We start from the raw sequence: 15590 nt of genomic DNA on the forward strand, positions 1-15590 counted from the left end.
GGTAGACCCTCGCCAGTCGCCCGGCCACCGGCCAGGCGCCCGATCTGGCCAATGCGAGGAGCGACCATGAAGCTCGACCTGATGACAGGCGGAATCGGTCTCCGCGGCGTGCAGGCGCTCGCGTCAGCTGCGGAGGCGTCGGGGCATGACGGCCTCGTCATCACCGAAGCCGGGCGTACGGCGTACCTGTCGTGCGCGGCTGCGGCGCTCGCCGCCGACGTCGACATCCTGACGGGGATCGCAGTCGCCTTCCCTCGCAGTCCGATGGTCACCGCCTCCACCGCCTGGGAGCTCGCCGACGCGAGCCGAGGGCGCTTCCGGCTGGGGCTGGGCACCCAAGTCCGAGCACACATCGAGCGGCGCTACAGCACGGACTTCGACCACCCCGGCCCTCGCCTCGAGGACTACGTCCGCGCCGTGCGGGCGTGCTTCGCCGCCTTCCGGGGCGACGATGGGCTCGACCACCACGGCGACTTCTACGACCTGACGCTCCTGCCGAAGATGTGGTCGCCCGGGCCGATCGACGTGCCGGACCCGCCCATCGACATCGCCGCCGTCAACCCGTGGATGTTGCGCCTCGCCGGACGCGTAGCCGACGGGGTCCACGTCCATCCGCTCAACACCTCGACCTACCTGCGCGACACGGTCGTCCCCAACCTCACCGCGGGAGCCGAGGGCGCCGGCCGCACGATCGAGGACCTCGACGTCATCGTCCCTGCGTTCATCGTGATCGGCGACGACGAAGCTGAGCAGGACCGCTGGCGCGAGATGGCCCGGATACAGGTCGCCTTCTACGGCTCGACCCCGAACTACGCCTTCATCTTCGAGCAGATCGGTCGTGACGACATCACCCCGCAGCTTCGGACCCACCAGAAGACGGGCGACATCGCACGCATGGCGGCCGTCATCGACGACGACGTCCTGCGCGAGTTCACCATCCAAGCGACATGGTCGACCGCCGCCGAAGCGATCGCGTCCCGCTACCGGGGCATCGCGTCACGCGTCGTCAACTACTTCGGGGCAGCGGCGTGGGCCCAGGACCCTGGATGGCTCGAACGCTGGAGAGACGTCACCACGACGCTGCGCGCCGGAACCACCGCGCCTTCATCACCAGTACATGAGTCCCCTTTGGGCTGATGACCGAGTGGATGGACTCCTCCGAGGTCGCCGAACTGCTCGGCATCTCGCCTCGGACCCTCGACAACTGGTGCCACTGCCGGAAGATCAAGTACTGCAAGCCGGGGCGAAAGCGCCGGTTCCGCCGTTCGGATGTGATGGACTTCCTGGCCGAGAGCGGCCCGCGAGGTCGATCGCAGATGGCCGCCCGGCCAGCAACGCTCACGACCCAACGGCTTGACTGAACAGGCACGAGTCCGGACTGGCACGTCCCGGTGGCGGTCTGCTTCCACTGGTGCGCTGGGCCGCCTTCCTCGCACCGTCGGCCCGGCGCTCTCGCCTGCGTCGCAGGCTCGGCGCGTTGATCCGATGACAAGGAGCGATCCGCGAGCTGACTGCTCGACCCTTCAAGACTCGATTGGCAAAGCTGAAAGACCGGCTCGGCCCCGACCTGCCACGCCGCCCCGTGCCTCGGCACGATGACAGCCAGGCGCTCGCCGCGCCCCGTCATGACCCGAGGAACGACGCCCTAGCTGGAGCTGCGCACTTGGCCTCTTCGACCACACCGTATCAGGCTGATCCTGGTGATTTCTCCAGCGCCGGGCGAAGGATCTCGGCCAAGAAGCTCTCTGCGTCCTCGACTGGAGCGAGGATGAGGGAGATGCCGATGCGCACCAGCCAACCCGACAGGACCCGACCATCACGGTGAGCGATCTGACCCTCCGAGGCGAGTAGGTCCAGCACCGGCGACAGCACCGCCCCGGCCCGGTCGATGATCTCTGGGAGCTCGGTCGCAAGCAGCGGGCCGATCACGGCTGGTTCGTCGCGTAGCACCTTCTGCAGCACGGGATGGGACCTCGCCTCGCTGACCAGCCCGCTCAGGATCCGCACGACCAGAGCGGGACCATCCTCCTTGCCGTCGATGGAAGGGATCATGTCAAGGAGGCGCTGCAGATCACGAGCGATCAGCAGACCGAGGATCTGCTCGATCCCACCAGCCTGCCGGTACACGGTCACCCGGCTGACGCCCATCTCGGCCGCGATGTCCGGCACCCGCGTGCGGGCGATGCCGTGGCGCACGAAGCATGCCGCCGCAGCGTCCAGCAAGGGGTCCAGTGCGACCGAGGGGCGATCGGGCAGCCCCGCCATGGTGACGCCCGGAGGCTCGTCTTCATCGTGCGCAGCGACTGCGGGCGTCATACGATGCTACACTTTCGTAAAACCGTTTCAGGTGCTCGGGTGAGGGGCAGATGATGATCATGACCCACCTGACGCGGACAGCCCTCGAAGGTTGCCAGCTGATCGCCGGGCTGCCACGGGTCGCTGCACGTCGCCTCCTCATCGGAAGCGAAGTCTTTGCTGTGCCCGCCGGGGGGCTCGTGCTCGTCGAAGGCGATCCGAGCAACGACGCCTACATCCTGCTGAGCGGCGCCCTTGGAGTCGAGACCCGACGTACGCATCTCGCCTGCCTGTCGGCCGGTGCCCACTTCGGCGAGGTTGGCGTTCTGACCGGGCGAGCCCGATCGGCGACTGTAGAAGCCATCGAGAGAAGCGACGTACTCCGCATCGACGGCAGGCGCTTTCGTGCGGCGGTCGAACGATCGGGCCCTTTCGGTACGGCGGTGCGAACCGAGATGGCACGACGATCGTTCGTCGCCTCCCAGCCGTGGTTGACGGTCCCCTGCCAGCACACCCCGCCGGCTCGGAACGACGTGCACTCGGCCGTCAGGTTGGTGACAGGCGGCTGATCGGTGGGAAGCCCCCGGGGCGATGTGGTGATGACGATCTTCGCCGCAGTGTCTCGGCCACGCGACCCCGTCGACGATGCCCATCTGCCACCGCCCAGGCGCGCTCCCGCCACGTGTAGTCAAGCGCCTCCGCTTCCGGGCTGGCGGCGTCACCAGGCATGACGGGACAGCAGCGCTTCGCGAGGTCCGAGCGGGCAGCGGATCGGTGCGCTGCCGGCTAGTCACCGTCAGGATCCTGCTCGGCTCCGATCGGGAGCCCGGCGCATCTCCACGGTCCGCCTTCCAAGCTCCGGGGGCAATCTCCTCCGGACACGACGATGCGCGACGAGCGATACGCCAGCGCGGACAGACCGCGGCTCCGACCCACCCAAGCCACCGTGTCCACCATGAACCGGGATCCGCACACTTCCGGTCGGGACACAAATGGGACACAAACGGCTCGCCACGGGACCGATCGGGACGCAACGGACCGACACGGGATGGACGGCGGCGGCGGAGCCCGGAAACGACAAAGCCCCTGGTCGGAGGGCGTTTCTGCCTCCTTCCAGGGGCTTGGTGCTGAGCACCCCCAACGGGATTCGAACCCGTGCCGCCACCTTGAGAGGGTGGTGTCCTAGGCCGCTAGACGATGGGGGCCTGTGTGCAGCTGTCGCCGAGGCGGCAGCCTATGTGGTGATCGTGGGGAGCCACGATTCCGCTCGGGGGGGAGGACTCGAACCCCCAACGACTGGACCAGAACCAGCTGTGTTACCGATTACACCACCCCCGAAAGGTGGAGCGGTCACCCTACCCGAGCCCCTCCGGACGGTGCACACCCGTTGCGGCCCGATCAGTCGATGAGGTTCGTCAGCCGGCGGTACCCGATGATGCGGCCCAGCGAGACGGCTCCGGTCTCCCGCGACAGCTGCATGATCGACGGCCCGTCCATGTCGACGCCGGACACGTGGGGGGTGAGGCCGACCTCCCGGGCGATGCCGCTGACGCGGAGGGCGTGGTACCCGTCGGTGACGAGGAGGACCTCCCGGGCGTCCTCGTCGCGGAGGAAGCGGGAGGTGGCGGCGAGCGACTCGTAGGTGCTCTGCCCCTGGACCTCCTTCAAGATGGCCTCGTCGGGCACCCGCTGCTGGATCAGCCAGTTGTACCCCGCCGTCGCCTCGGTGTAGCGGTCGCCGGCCTGGCGCCCGCCGGTGACCACGATGAGCGGCGCCAGGCCCTGGCGGTAGAGCTCGAGCCCCCGCTGGAGGCGGGCGGCCAGCACCGGCGAGGGCCGTCCGTCGTACTGGGCGGCGCCGAGGATCACGATGGCGTCGGCCGTCTCGACCCCGTCGCGGCTCGATGCCCGCCACACCTGGATGAACGTCACCGACAGGTAGGCCAGCAGCAGCACCAGCAGGGCGCCGACGATGCGGATGGCTCGGCGCCGCCAGCGTCGGCGGCGTCCGACGGGACCGGCCGCCTCCACCTGGAGCGCGGCGTGCTCCCCACTCGTGATCGTGCCCGGAGGCAGCTGGTCGGTGGCGGTCGGCGGTGCCATCAGCCCAGTCGTGCCCGGGCGGCGTCCAGCCGAACCAGGGTCCGCTCCCGCCCGAGGGCCTCCAGCGACTCCCACAGGGGCGGCCCGACCCGCCGTCCCGTGGTCGCCACCCGCACCGGCCCTGACGCCTTGGCCATCTGGGGGCTGCCGTCCTCCTTGGTGATCCCGGCCGTCGTGGCGGCCCGCTCCACCGCGGCCGAGATGGCGGCCGCGGTCCACCCGTCCCCGTCGTCGAGGGCCCGCAGCTCGGTGACCGAGGCGTCGAGCATCGGCCCCGAGGCCTTGCCCCGCACGACGACCTTGTCCCAGTCGGCCTCGTCGGTGGGCGGTTCGGCGAGCCAGAGGAAGTCGACCATCTCGGCCACCTCGCCGAGGGTGCGCACCCGCTCCTGCACGAGCGGGCCGATGGAGGCCAGCGCGGCGCGGGCCTCGTCGTGGGGCAGGAACGCTCCCGCCCGGGCAACGAAGTCGTCGAGGGGCAGGCGGCGGATCCACTCGGCGTTGACGTGGAGCAGCTTCTTGCGGTCGAAGAAGGCGGGCGACGGGTTGACCTGGGCGAGGTCGTAGAGGTCGACGATCTCCCGGACGGGCCGGACCTCGACCCCGTCGGGCGGACCCCAGCCGAGCAGGGCCAGGTAGTTCACCATCCCCTCGGGCAGGAAGCCCTCGGCCCGGTAGTCGGCCACGGACACGTCGTCGCGCCGCTTCGAGAGCTTCTTGCGGCCCTCGTTGACCAGCAGCGGCATGTGGGCGAAGGCCACCGGCTCGGGCAGGCCCAGCGCCCGCAGGATCATCAGGTACTTCGGCGTGCCGTTGACGTGGTCCTCGCCCCGGATGACGTGGGTGATGCCCATGTGGGCGTCGTCGAGGGCGTTGGCCAGCAGGAACACGGGCGAGCCGTTGGACCGCAGCAGGACGAAGTCCTCGAGCGAGTCGTTGGCGAAGCTGACCTCGCCCCGCACCAGGTCGGTCCAGGCGGTCGTGCCCTCCGGGCGACGGAAGCGCAGGGCCGTGGCCTCGCCCCGCTCGAGCCCGCGGTCGCGGCAGAACCCGTCGTAGCCGGGTGGGCCGCCCCGCTCCTGGGCCCGGGCCTGGACCTGCTCGGCGGTGCAGTCGCACCAGTAGGCCTGCCCGTCGGCGGCCAGCTTCAGGGCCATGGCCCGGTGGTCGTCGGTGCGGTCGCTCTGGTGGACCGGCTCACCGTCCCAGTCGAGCCCCAGCCACCGGAGCATCTCGAGGACGTTCTCGATCAGCTCGGGCCGGTTGCGCTCGGCGTCGGTGTCCTCGATGCGGAGCAGGAACCGCCCGCCGGCCCTCCGGGCGACGAGCCAGTTGGCCAGGGCCGAGTGGGCCGAGCCGACGTGGAGGAACCCCGTGGGTGAGGGCGCGAAGCGGACGACGGGGGCATCGGGCACGCAGTCGAGAGTACGGCGTCGGCGAGGCCGACACCCACAGGGTGCTGAGGGGTCGGAGCGCGTGGGTGCTGCCGGCCCGCCACCGACCCGGTCACGCCCGCCGACGGCGCGGGAGCACGGATGGTGCCAGGCACCATCCGTGTTCTCAGGCGGGGAGGTCGAGCAGGCTGCGCCAATCGGCCCGGTGGGCCTCGGCGACCTGGGCCGGCGTCATGCTCAGCGTCGTGTCGGGGACGGAGTCGACGACGTCGCGCAGGGCGACGTAGTGGTGGGCGGCGTGGCCCACGCCCTCGAACCAGCGCCGGCGGACCTCGACCAGGGCCGGGTCCGGCTCGGCGTCGAGGAAGCCCCAGACCGTGAAGGCCACGGTGAGGTCGTGCAGCACCGGCGCCCGACCGAAGAGCGACGACCGCTTCATGGCGATGGCCACGCACCCGCCGACCACGTCGTGATGGTCCTCACCATCGGCGAGGTGCAGCCGGTCGTCGAACGTGCGGGCGATCTTGAGGGCGAACCCGAGGTCCGGGCCGGGGGCACCGAAGCGATCGCCGCGGGGCTGGTCCCCCACGACCTCGCCGGGCCGGGTGGCCACCCACGACTCGGGCCGGCGGGGGTTCGACCGGTACGCCCGGACCCGGGCCATCGCGTCGGTGGGGACGTACTCCGGAGCAGCCATCGGGGCGAGGCTACCCGGGGTGCCGACCCCCACCCGAAGACGGGGGCCGCCGGGTAGCGTCGCCGGCCGCGAGCGCCACGCGGGCGGTCGCACGACGGAGGTGCCCATGTCCTATCCCCCTCCCGCGGGCTACGGCGCGCCGGGCGGCTACGGCGGTTACGCCGGTCCCCCGCCCTCGAACGGTCTGGCCACGGCTGCGCTCGTCACGGGCCTCATCTCGGCCCTGTGCGCCCCCGTGCTGTTCCTCGCCGCCATCCCGCTCGGGTTCGCCGGTCTGAGCAAGGCGAACAAGCTGAACGGCGTCGGCCGGGGCCAGGCCATCGGCGGCCTCGTCGCCGGCTTCGTGGGGCTGGCGTGGACCGTCCTGTTCGTCATCCTCATCGCCGCGGGCGCCATCTTCGCCGACAACGCCGACGAGCTCTTCGACCTGTGCGGGCCCGACGACCAGTCGCCGAGCGGGTTCCCGTGCGAGAGCCAGGGCGAAGCGGACCCCAACCCCGACGCCGAGGGGGTCGACACGGACCCCGCCGACCAGGTGTGCAACGTCGACCGGTTCCTCGAGGACCCCGACTGCTGACCCGCGTCGCCGGCGCCTGGGGTCAGGCGTCGGCGGTGTGGAGCAGGCCGTAGACGATCGAGTCGACCAGGGCCTGCCAGGACGCCTCGATGATGTTCGTGTCGACGCCGATGGTGGTCCAGGTGCGTTCGCCGTCGGTGGAGTCGACGAGCACCCGCACGACGGCGCCCGTCGTCGACGACGAGTCGAGGACGCGCACCCGGAAGTCGATCAGCTTGATCCGCGACAGGGCCTGGTAGCGCCCGTTCAGCGCCGTCCGAAGGGCCTGGTCGAGGGCGTTCACGGGACCGTTGCCCTCGCCGATGGCCACCAGCCGCTCGTCGCCGACCCACACCTTCACCGAGGCCTCAGTGTCGATCATCGACTCGCCGTCGTCGATGGGGACCCCGCCGCGCACCGCGTTGCGGTGGTAGGTCGTGACCCGGTAGCCCTCCAGGTCGAAGAAGCCCTGGCGCCAGCCACCGGCCTCGCGCATGAGCAGCTCGAGGCTGGCGTCGGCCGCCTCGTAGACGAAGCCCAGCGCCTCGCGCTGCTTGAGCTCCTCGGTGAGCATGGCCGCGGCCGCCCCGTCGAGCTCGACGCCCATCTCGGCCGCCTTCATCGCCATCCCGGCCCGCCCGCCGAGATCGCTGACCAGCACACGGGTGTGGTTGCCCACCACGGCGGGGTCGACGTGCTCGTAGCTGGCGCCACCGACCTTGCCCAGGGCCGAGGTGTGCAGCCCGCCCTTGTGGGCGAAGGCCGACGACCCCACGTAGGGGTCGGCGGGGTGGGGCGGGAGGTTGACCAGCTCGGCCACGTGGCGGCTCACCGCGGTGAGGCGCTCCATGCGCCCCTCGGGCAGGCACCGGATCCCGAGCTTGAGCTCGAGGTCCGGGATGCACGTCATGAGGTTGGCGTTGCCGGTGCGCTCGCCGTAGCCGTTCACCGTGCCCTGGAGCTGGGTGGCCCCGCCGAGGACGCCGGCGACGGAGTTGGCCACGGCGCAGCCCGAGTCGTTCTGGGTGTGGATCCCGATCTGCACGTCGCCGCCCAGGTGGGCGACCACCTCGGCGGTGGCCTGCTGGACCTCGTGGGGCAGCGAGCCGCCGTTGGTGTCGCAGAGCACGACGGCCTCGGCCCCGTTCTCGGCCGCCGCCTCGAGCACCCGCAGGGTGAACTCGGCGTCGTCCCGGTAGCCGTCGAAGAAGTGCTCGGCGTCGAAGAACACCCGCAGGCCCTGGGCCCGGAGGAAGGCCACCGAGTCGGCCACCATGGCCACGCCCTCGTCGAGGGTGGTGCCGAGGGCCTCGGTGACGTGGAAGGCCGAGCTCTTGCCCACGATGCACGCGGTGCTCACCCCGGCGTCGACCAGGGCCTTCAGCGTCGGGTCGACGTCGACCTTGCCCGCCGGCCGTCGGGTGGACCCGAAGGCGACCAGCTCGGCCGTCGACAGCGAGAGCTCCTTCGGCGCCCGGGCGAAGAACTCGGCGTCGCGGGGGTTGGCCAGGGGGTAGCCGCCCTCGATCCAGCGCACGCCCAGCCAGTCGAGCTGCTCGGCGACGCGGAGCTTGTCGTCGACGGTGAGCGAGATGCCCTCGAACTGGGCCCCGTCGCGCAGGGTCGTGTCGAAGACGTCGATCGCGGCCGGTGCGCCCTCGGGACGCCGCGCCCGGATCACCTCGGGGGCGACGCGGGCAGAGGCGTCGTCACTCGGCATGCTCGACCCAGTCCTTGTACCGGTCGACCTCGCCGCGGACGGTCCGGTGGTACTCCTCGCCGATGGCGAGGGTCATGGGGCCGGGCGACGGGATCTCGCGGTCGTCCACCGACGCCACCGCCGAGACCTCGGCGGCGGTGCCGCAGACGAACATCTCCTCGGCGATGTAGAGGTCCGAGCGGGCCAGCTCGCCCACGGTGACCTCGAAGCCGAGATCGGCGGCGATGGTCGAGACGGTCGACTGGGTGATCCCCTCCAGCGCGCCCGACGACAGCGGCGGGGTGATGAAGCGGCCCTTGCGGGCGACGAAGACGTTCTCGCCGGTGCACTCGGACACGAACCCCTGGGGGTTGAGCATCAGGGCCTCGTCGTAGCCGGCCTTGAGGGCCTCGACCTTGGCCAGCGAGGAGTTGACGTAGTTGCCGGTGGTCTTGGCCGCGGGCGGCATGGTGTTGTGGTCGTGGCGGGTCCAGGACGAGATCTTCATGCGCACGCCCTTGGTGAGGGCGTCGTCGCCGAGGTAGGCGCCCCAGGGCCAGCAGGCGATCGACACGTCGACCGAGCAGGGCAGGGTGTTGAGCCCCATCTCGCCGTAGCCGAAGTAGGCGATGGGCCGGATGTAGCAGCTGGCCAGCCCGGTCGACGCCACGGTGGCCTTGGTCGCGGCCACCAGCTCCTCGGGCGTGTACGGGATCTCCATGCCGAGGATCTGGGCCGACTGGAACATGCGGGTGATGTGGTCGGTGAGGCGGAAGATGCCGGGCCCGTCGGGGGTCTCGTAGGCCCGGATGCCCTCGAAGACGCCCATCCCGTAGTGCAGGGTGTGGGTCAGCACGTGGATGCGGGCGTCGTCCCACGGCACCAGCTCGCCGTTCATCCAGATCTTCTCGGTGGGCGTGATCGGCATGGGGTGTCTCCTACAGGGCTGCGACGACGGCGTCGCCGATCTCGGGGGTGGGGCGGGTCTCGGGGCGGCCGTCGCGGCCGGCGACGACGGTGGCGCAGGCGGTGCGGATCTTGGCCGCGGCCGCCTCCTCGCCCAGCAGGTCGAGCATCAGGGTGGCCGAGAGGATGGCGGCCAGCGGGTCGGCCTTCTGCTGGCCGGCGATGTCGGGGGCCGAGCCGTGCACGGGCTCGAACATCGACGGGGCCTGCCGGGTCGGGTCCATGTTCCCGCTGGAGGCCAGGCCGATGCCGCCCGACACGGCACCGCCGAGGTCGGTGAGGATGTCGCCGAAGAGGTTGTCGGTGACGATCACGTCGTAGCGCTGCGGGTCCTGCACGAAGTAGATGCAGGCCGCGTCGACGTGGTTGTACGCCGTGGTCACCTCGGGGTACTCGGCCGCCACCTCGTCGAAGGTGCGCTGCCAGAGGTCGCCGGAGAAGGTCAGCACGTTGGTCTTGTGGACCAGGGTGAGGTGCTTGCGCCGGGTCATGGCCAGATCGAAGGCGTAGCGGACGCAGCGCTCGACGCCCATCCGGGTGTTGACCGAACCCTGGGTGGCGACCTCGTGCGGGGTGCCCTGGCGGAGGAACCCGCCCTCGCCGGCGTAGGTGCCCTCGGTGTTCTCCCGGATGACGACCATGTCGATGCCTGCGGCCGGGTCGGTGAAGGGCCGCTGGTTGATGTACTGGTCGAGGGCGAAGCGCATCTTGAGCAGCAGGCCCCGCTCGATCACCCCCGGGGGGACGTCCGGGGTGCCGACGGCGCCGAGGAGGATGGCGTCGTAGCCCCGGAGCTCCTCCAGGGTCTCGTCGGGCAGGACGGTCCCGTCGCGGAGGTAGCGGGCCCCGCCCAGGTCGAAGTCGGTGGTGTCGACCTCGACGCCGGCGGCGCGCACGACCTTCAGGGCCTCGGCCACCACCTCGGGACCGATCCCGTCTCCTCCGATGACTGCCACGCGGTGGGCCACTGCTCTCCTCTGGGGACGTCCGGGTCCGAACCCTCCAGACTAGATGGGCGCCCAGCGCCTTTCCCCTTGCCGGTCCGGCCACATAGCCTCGTCTGATGCCCCCGGACACGACCCAGCTCTCGCAGGCGGCGTACGACCGGCTCAAGGCGGAGTACGACGACCTGACCACGCGAGGGCGCATCGACATCGCCCGCAAGATCGAGACCGCCCGCGAGCTCGGCGACCTCTCCGAGAACGGCGACTACCACGCCGCCAAGGAGGAGCAGGGGAAGATGCAGGGCCGCATCCTGCACCTCCAGGCCATCTTGGAGAACCACGAGATCGTCGACACCGCGAGCGGCGGCACCGTCGCCCCGGGGTCGATCGTGACCATCCGCTACGAGGGTGACGACGACACCGAGCGCTACCTGCTCGGCTCGATCGAGGAGCGCCACGACGACCTCGACGTCATGTCCCCCGGCTCCCCGCTGGGCGAGGCCCTGGTCGGCCACGTGGCCGGCGACGTCGTGTCCTACGAGACCCCCACCGGCGCCACCCTCAACGTCGAGCTCGTCGCCGTCGAGTAGCACCCCGGCGGACGACCCGCTCGTTTCACAACCCCGAAACAAGCGAATCGGTTACCGTACGCGCACCTGCCGACCAGATCGGTCGTCAAGGGTGTGATGCAGGGAGCTCGACACGTTGGCCGATGGCGCGGGTGAGGATGCGATCCGCCTGGAGCGGGTGTCCAAGCGCTTCGGCGGCCAGACCGCCGTGCACCTGGCCGACTTCGGCATCCGGCCGGGTGAGTTCTTCTCGATGCTCGGCCCCTCGGGCTGCGGGAAGACCACGACCCTGCGGATGATCGCCGGGTTCGAGAGCCCGTCCGACGGGCGCATCCTCCTCGAGGGCAGGGACGTGTCCCGGACGCCGCCGTACCGCCGCAACGTCAACACCGTCTTCCAGCAGTACGCCCTGTTCCCCCACCTCAACGTGCACAAGAACGTCTCGTTCGGGCTCGAGAGCCGACGGCTGCCGAAGTCGGAGGTCCGCCAGCGCGTGGGCGAGATGCTCGAGATCGTCCGCATGGAGGGGTTCGCCAACCGGCGACCGGCCCAGCTCTCGGGCGGCCAGCAGCAGCGCGTGGCCCTCGCCCGCGCCCTCGTCAACCGGCCCGCCGCCCTCCTCCTCGACGAGCCCCTGGCCGCCCTCGACCTCAAGCTGCGCCAGGCCATGCAGCTCGAGCTCAAGCGGATCCAGCGCGACACCGGCATCACGTTCGTTTTCGTCACCCACGACCAGCAGGAGGCGCTCACCATGAGCGACCGGGTCGCGGTGATGAGCGGCGGCTGGGTCGAGCAGATCGGGTCGCCCGAGGAGGTGTACCACGAGCCCCGCACGCCGTTCGTCGCCGGGTTCATCGGGGAGGCCAACCTGCTGCCCGGCCTCGCCGGCGGCGACGCCGTCACCATGATCCGCCCCGAGCGGGTCAGCATCGCCAAGGACGCCCCCATCGACGGGCGGGGCGGGGTCGAGGGCACCGTCGTCGAGATCGTCTTCCGGGGCCCGACCGTCCACGTGGCCCTGGACACCGCGACCGACGCCCACGTGGTCGCCCACCTCGACCGCTTCCCCGACGGCCTCCGCCCCGGCGACCGGGCGTGGGCCACCTGGGACGCCGACGCCGCCTACGTCGTGCCCGAGGCATCGGTCGGCCCGATCGACGAGCTGCCGGTCGACCCCGACGCCGAGCCCGGCTCGCCGACGACCCCGCCCGAGCTCACCAAGCCCGACCCCTCCTGACCCTCCTCACCCTCGGAGACACCCATGCCCAGCTCCCGCCCCTCCCGACGTCGCCTGGTGCTCCCCGCCGGGCCCGAGCTGTCCCGCCGCCGGATGCTCGGCGGCATGGGTGCCCTGGCCGGCGTGGGGCTGCTGGGCCCCACCCTCCTGGCGGCCTGCGGTGACGACGACAGCAGCGGCGGCGGGGGCGGCGGGGGTGGCGGTGGTGGTGACACCAACGCCCTCCGCTTCGACAACTGGCCGGCGTACATCGACGAGGAGACCGTCGCCCTGTTCACCGAGGCGTCGGGCCTCGACTTCACCTACAACGAGAACTTCAACGACAACAACGAGTACTTCGCCCGGGTCCAGTCCGACCTGGCCGCCGGGCGCGACATCGGCACCGACATCATCGCCCCGACCTACTGGATGGCGGGCCGGCTGATCTCGCTGGGATGGGTGCAGGAGCTGGACCTCGACGCCATCCCCAACGCGTCCAACCTGGTCGAGAGCCTCCGCAACCCGAGCTGGGACCCCGACGGCACCTTCAGCCTCCCGTGGCAGGCGGGCATGACCGGCATCGCCTACAACGCCGAGGCCGCCGGGCGCGACCTCACCAGCCTGGAGGACCTGTTCGACCCCGCCTTCTCCGGCAAGATCGGGATGCTCACCGAGATGCGCGACACCGTCGGGCTGATGATGCTCCTCGAGGGGGAGGACCCGGCCGAGGCGACGATCGAGTCCGCCGAGGCCGCCTTCGAGCGGATCCGGACGGCCAAGGAGGACGGGACCGTCCGCCAGTTCACCGGCAACGACTACATGGACGACCTGGCCTCGGGGAACTTCATCGCCTGCATCGGCTGGTCGGGCGACATCGCCCAGCTGGCCCTCGAGGACCCGAACCTCAAGTTCGTCATCCCCGACGAGGGCGGCATGAGCTGGACCGACACCATGGTCGTCCCCAACGGGGCCGAGAACGCCGGCAACGTGGCCACGTGGATGGACTACGTCTACGACCCCGAGAACGCGGCCCGCATCACCGAGTACGTGGGCTACAACTCGCCGGTCGAGGGCGTCCGGGACATCCTCGCCGCCGGCACCGACGACCAGAAGGCGCTCGCCGAGAGCACCCTGCTGTTCCCCGACGAGGAGACCCTCGGCCGGCTGCACTCGTTCGCCAACCTCGACGAGGACGCCGAGGCCGAGTTCGACGAGCGCTTCTCCGAGATCATCGGCGTCTGAGGGTCGGCGCGTGGCCCGCAGGGACGACGGCGAGGAGGACCGGGACAAGCGGTCCGGGGGATGGGTGCCCTACGGGCTCCTGTCGCCCGGCGTGATCTGGCTGATCCTGTTCTTCCTCGTGCCCATGGCCACCCTGGCCAAGATGTCGCTCTCGTCCAAGGAGAGCCGCTTCGACTTCGAGCCCTCGTTCACCTGGGAGTGGGCCAACTACACCGACGCCTTCGACGCCTACAGCGACGAGATGCTGCGCTCGTTCGCCTACGCCGGCATCGCCACCTTGCTGACCATCGCCATCGGGTACCCGGTCGCCTACGTCATCGCCTTCCGGGGCGGTCGGTTCCGCAACGTCCTCGTCGGCCTGGTGGTGATCCCGTTCTTCACCTCGTTCCTGATCCGGACGCTGGCGTGGCAGACGGTCCTGTTCGACGACGGCCCGGTGGTGGGCCTCGTCGACGCCGTCGGCCTCACCGGCCTGCTCGACGCCGTCGGGATCATGAGCGACGGCCGCCTCCTCCAGACCCACGCCGCGGTGATCGGCGGGCTCACCTACAACTTCCTGCCGTTCATGATCCTGCCGATCTACGTGAGCCTGGAGAAGATCGACATCCGCCTCACCGACGCGGCGAAGGACCTCTACAGCGACGGCTGGCGGGCGTTCCGCAAGGTCGTCCTGCCGCTGTCGATGCCGGGCGTGTTCGCCGGGACGCTGCTCACGTTCATCCCCGCCGCCGGCGACTTCGTCAACGCCCGGTTCCTCGGCGGCCCGAACAACACCATGATCGGGTCGGTGGTGCAGGACCGCTTCCTGGTCCAGCTCGACTACCCGACCGCGGCGGCGCTGTCGTTCGTGTTGATGGCGATCATCACCGTCGCCGTCGTCGTCTACAGCAGCGTCCTCGGCACGGACGACCTCATATGAGCGAGCGCAGCGAGCGAATCAGACGACGGAGTCATCTCTTCGGCGGCGGAGCGAGCGCAGCGAGTGGAGACGCCGGCGCTCATCGGTGCTCCGGTCGCGGTACCGACTCGCGCCGTCGACATCGATCGGCGGAGCACCGATGAGCGCGCCGGAGACGACGCAGGGGCGCGTGGGGCGGTGGGCCCTGAACGCCTACGCCGTGCTGGGCTTCGTCTACCTCTTCGTGCCCATCGCCGTGATCGTCGCCTTCTCGTTCAACCAGCCGGCGGGCAAGTTCAACATCGTCTGGCAGAGCTTCACCCTCGACAACTGGGCCGACCCCTTCGCCCCCGGGCCCCTGATGGACGCCATGGTGGTCTCGATCAAGATCGCCCTCGTCGCCGCCGGCGGCTCGACGGTCCTGGGCACGCTGATCGCCCTCGCCCTGGTCCGCTACCGCTTCAAGGGCGGGAAGATCGTCGACCTCCTGCTCGTGCTGCCCCTCACCGCGCCCGAGATCGTGCTGGGCGCGTCGCTGCTGTCGCTGTTCCTCGACGCCGGCGTGCAGCGGGGGTTCTGGACCATCGCCATCGCCCACGTCCTCTTCTGCACCTCCTTCGTGGCCCTGACGGTGAAGGCCCGCATCCGGGGCTTCGACTGGACCCTCGAGGACGCGGCCATGGACCTCGGCGCGCCGCCGTGGCGCACGTTCCGCAAGGTCACGCTCCCGCTCATCACCCCGGGGATCATCGCCGCCGCCCTGCTGTCGTTCGCCCTGTCGATCGACGACTTCATCATCACGTTCTTCAACGCGGGCTCGACCGAGACGTTCCCCCTGCGGATCTTCGGGGCGTCGCGGACCGAGATCTCGCCCCAGATCAACGTCCTGGCGACCGTCATCCTGCTCGCCTCGGTCGGCGTGATGGTCGCGGGCGTCGCCCTCCGGGCCGCCATCGAGGGTCGCACCCTCCGCCGCTCGAAGCGCCAGGCCTGACCGCCACGAGGGCCGGG

16 protein-coding genes and 2 tRNA genes are annotated in these 15590 nt (G+C 70.6%); 9 read left to right on the forward strand and 9 right to left on the reverse strand.

Annotation, left to right across the window (positions count from 1 at the left end; translation table 11 throughout):
- Positions 1–66: 66 nt before the first annotated feature.
- Both HC251_RS20115 and HC251_RS20120 read left to right on the forward strand, forming a co-directional pair.
- Positions 67–1137 carry a TIGR03617 family F420-dependent LLM class oxidoreductase gene (locus HC251_RS20115; RefSeq protein WP_219942385.1) on the forward strand — a complete coding sequence of 357 codons (1071 nt, stop codon included), beginning with the start codon at positions 67–69 and terminating at the stop codon, positions 1135–1137.
- Positions 1137–1361, forward strand: a complete 225-nt coding sequence (locus HC251_RS20120; RefSeq protein WP_219942386.1) for a helix-turn-helix domain-containing protein — start codon at positions 1137–1139, stop codon at positions 1359–1361. Before HC251_RS20115 ends, HC251_RS20120 begins: the two co-directional genes overlap by 1 nt.
- Positions 1362–1686: 325 nt before the next feature.
- Here HC251_RS20120 and HC251_RS20125 read toward each other — a convergent pair whose 3' ends face one another.
- On the reverse strand, positions 1687–2316 hold the full coding sequence (locus tag HC251_RS20125; protein WP_219942387.1) for a TetR/AcrR family transcriptional regulator: 630 nt from the start codon (positions 2314–2316) through the stop codon (positions 1687–1689).
- A 50-nt stretch (positions 2317–2366) separates the two neighbouring features.
- Between HC251_RS20125 and HC251_RS20130 the strand changes: the two genes are divergently transcribed.
- Positions 2367–2864, forward strand: coding sequence for a cyclic nucleotide-binding domain-containing protein (locus HC251_RS20130; protein WP_219942388.1), 498 nt, complete (start codon positions 2367–2369; stop codon positions 2862–2864).
- 563 nt (positions 2865–3427) lie between these two features.
- On the opposite strand, the gene HC251_RS20135 is transcribed toward HC251_RS20130, so the two are convergent.
- The 5 genes from HC251_RS20135 to HC251_RS20155 form a co-directional block, all read right to left on the reverse strand.
- Positions 3428–3500, reverse strand: a tRNA-Glu gene (locus tag HC251_RS20135).
- Positions 3501–3561: 61 nt separating this feature from the next.
- Positions 3562–3633: transfer RNA gene (locus HC251_RS20140), tRNA-Gln, on the reverse strand.
- A gap of 60 nt (positions 3634–3693) precedes the next feature.
- Positions 3694–4398 (reverse strand): YdcF family protein, encoded by a 705-nt coding sequence (locus HC251_RS20145; protein ID WP_219942389.1) that lies wholly within the window; start codon positions 4396–4398, stop codon positions 3694–3696.
- Positions 4398–5813 (reverse strand): glutamate--tRNA ligase, encoded by a 1416-nt coding sequence (gltX, locus tag HC251_RS20150; protein WP_219942390.1) that lies wholly within the window; start codon positions 5811–5813, stop codon positions 4398–4400. Before gltX ends, HC251_RS20145 begins: the two co-directional genes overlap by 1 nt.
- Positions 5814–5958: 145 nt before the next feature.
- The gene (locus HC251_RS20155) at positions 5959–6489 is read right to left on the reverse strand and encodes a hypothetical protein (protein WP_219942391.1); all 531 of its coding nucleotides are present in this window, start codon (positions 6487–6489) and stop codon (positions 5959–5961) included.
- 106 nt (positions 6490–6595) lie between these two features.
- Between HC251_RS20155 and HC251_RS20160 the strand changes: the two genes are divergently transcribed.
- On the forward strand, positions 6596–7066 hold the full coding sequence (locus HC251_RS20160; protein ID WP_219942392.1) for a DUF4190 domain-containing protein: 471 nt from the start codon (positions 6596–6598) through the stop codon (positions 7064–7066).
- Positions 7067–7088: 22 nt separating this feature from the next.
- On the opposite strand, the gene cimA is transcribed toward HC251_RS20160, so the two are convergent.
- From cimA to HC251_RS20175, 3 genes are read right to left on the reverse strand one after another with little or no spacing between them, the layout of a single operon-like run.
- Positions 7089–8765: a citramalate synthase gene (gene cimA / locus HC251_RS20165; protein WP_219942393.1), complete on the reverse strand. Its 1677-nt coding sequence runs from the start codon at positions 8763–8765 to the stop codon at positions 7089–7091.
- Positions 8755–9672 carry a branched-chain amino acid transaminase gene (locus HC251_RS20170; protein ID WP_219942394.1) on the reverse strand — a complete coding sequence of 306 codons (918 nt, stop codon included), beginning with the start codon at positions 9670–9672 and terminating at the stop codon, positions 8755–8757. The genes cimA and HC251_RS20170 overlap by 11 nt, the downstream gene beginning before the upstream one ends.
- A gap of 10 nt (positions 9673–9682) precedes the next feature.
- Positions 9683–10678, reverse strand: coding sequence for a 3-isopropylmalate dehydrogenase (locus HC251_RS20175; RefSeq protein ID WP_219942395.1), 996 nt, complete (start codon positions 10676–10678; stop codon positions 9683–9685).
- Positions 10679–10773: 95 nt separating this feature from the next.
- Here HC251_RS20175 and HC251_RS20180 point away from each other — a divergent pair, with 95 nt between their 5' ends.
- The 5 genes from HC251_RS20180 to HC251_RS20200 all read left to right on the forward strand — a co-directional run bounded on the left by HC251_RS20180 (position 10774) and on the right by HC251_RS20200 (position 15573).
- Positions 10774–11244: a transcription elongation factor GreA gene (locus HC251_RS20180; RefSeq protein WP_219942396.1), complete on the forward strand. Its 471-nt coding sequence runs from the start codon at positions 10774–10776 to the stop codon at positions 11242–11244.
- A gap of 115 nt (positions 11245–11359) precedes the next feature.
- The gene (locus tag HC251_RS20185; RefSeq protein ID WP_219942397.1) at positions 11360–12460 is read left to right on the forward strand and encodes an ABC transporter ATP-binding protein; all 1101 of its coding nucleotides are present in this window, start codon (positions 11360–11362) and stop codon (positions 12458–12460) included.
- A gap of 24 nt (positions 12461–12484) precedes the next feature.
- Positions 12485–13681 (forward strand): PotD/PotF family extracellular solute-binding protein, encoded by a 1197-nt coding sequence (locus HC251_RS20190; RefSeq protein ID WP_219942398.1) that lies wholly within the window; start codon positions 12485–12487, stop codon positions 13679–13681.
- 10 nt (positions 13682–13691) lie between these two features.
- On the forward strand, positions 13692–14600 hold the full coding sequence (locus HC251_RS20195; RefSeq protein WP_255566501.1) for an ABC transporter permease: 909 nt from the start codon (positions 13692–13694) through the stop codon (positions 14598–14600).
- A 139-nt stretch (positions 14601–14739) separates the two neighbouring features.
- On the forward strand, positions 14740–15573 hold the full coding sequence (locus HC251_RS20200) for an ABC transporter permease (protein ID WP_219942399.1): 834 nt from the start codon (positions 14740–14742) through the stop codon (positions 15571–15573).
- Positions 15574–15590 lie beyond the last annotated feature (17 nt).

Source organism: Iamia sp. SCSIO 61187 (assembly GCF_019443745.1).
GTDB lineage: Bacteria > Actinomycetota > Acidimicrobiia > Acidimicrobiales > Iamiaceae > Iamia.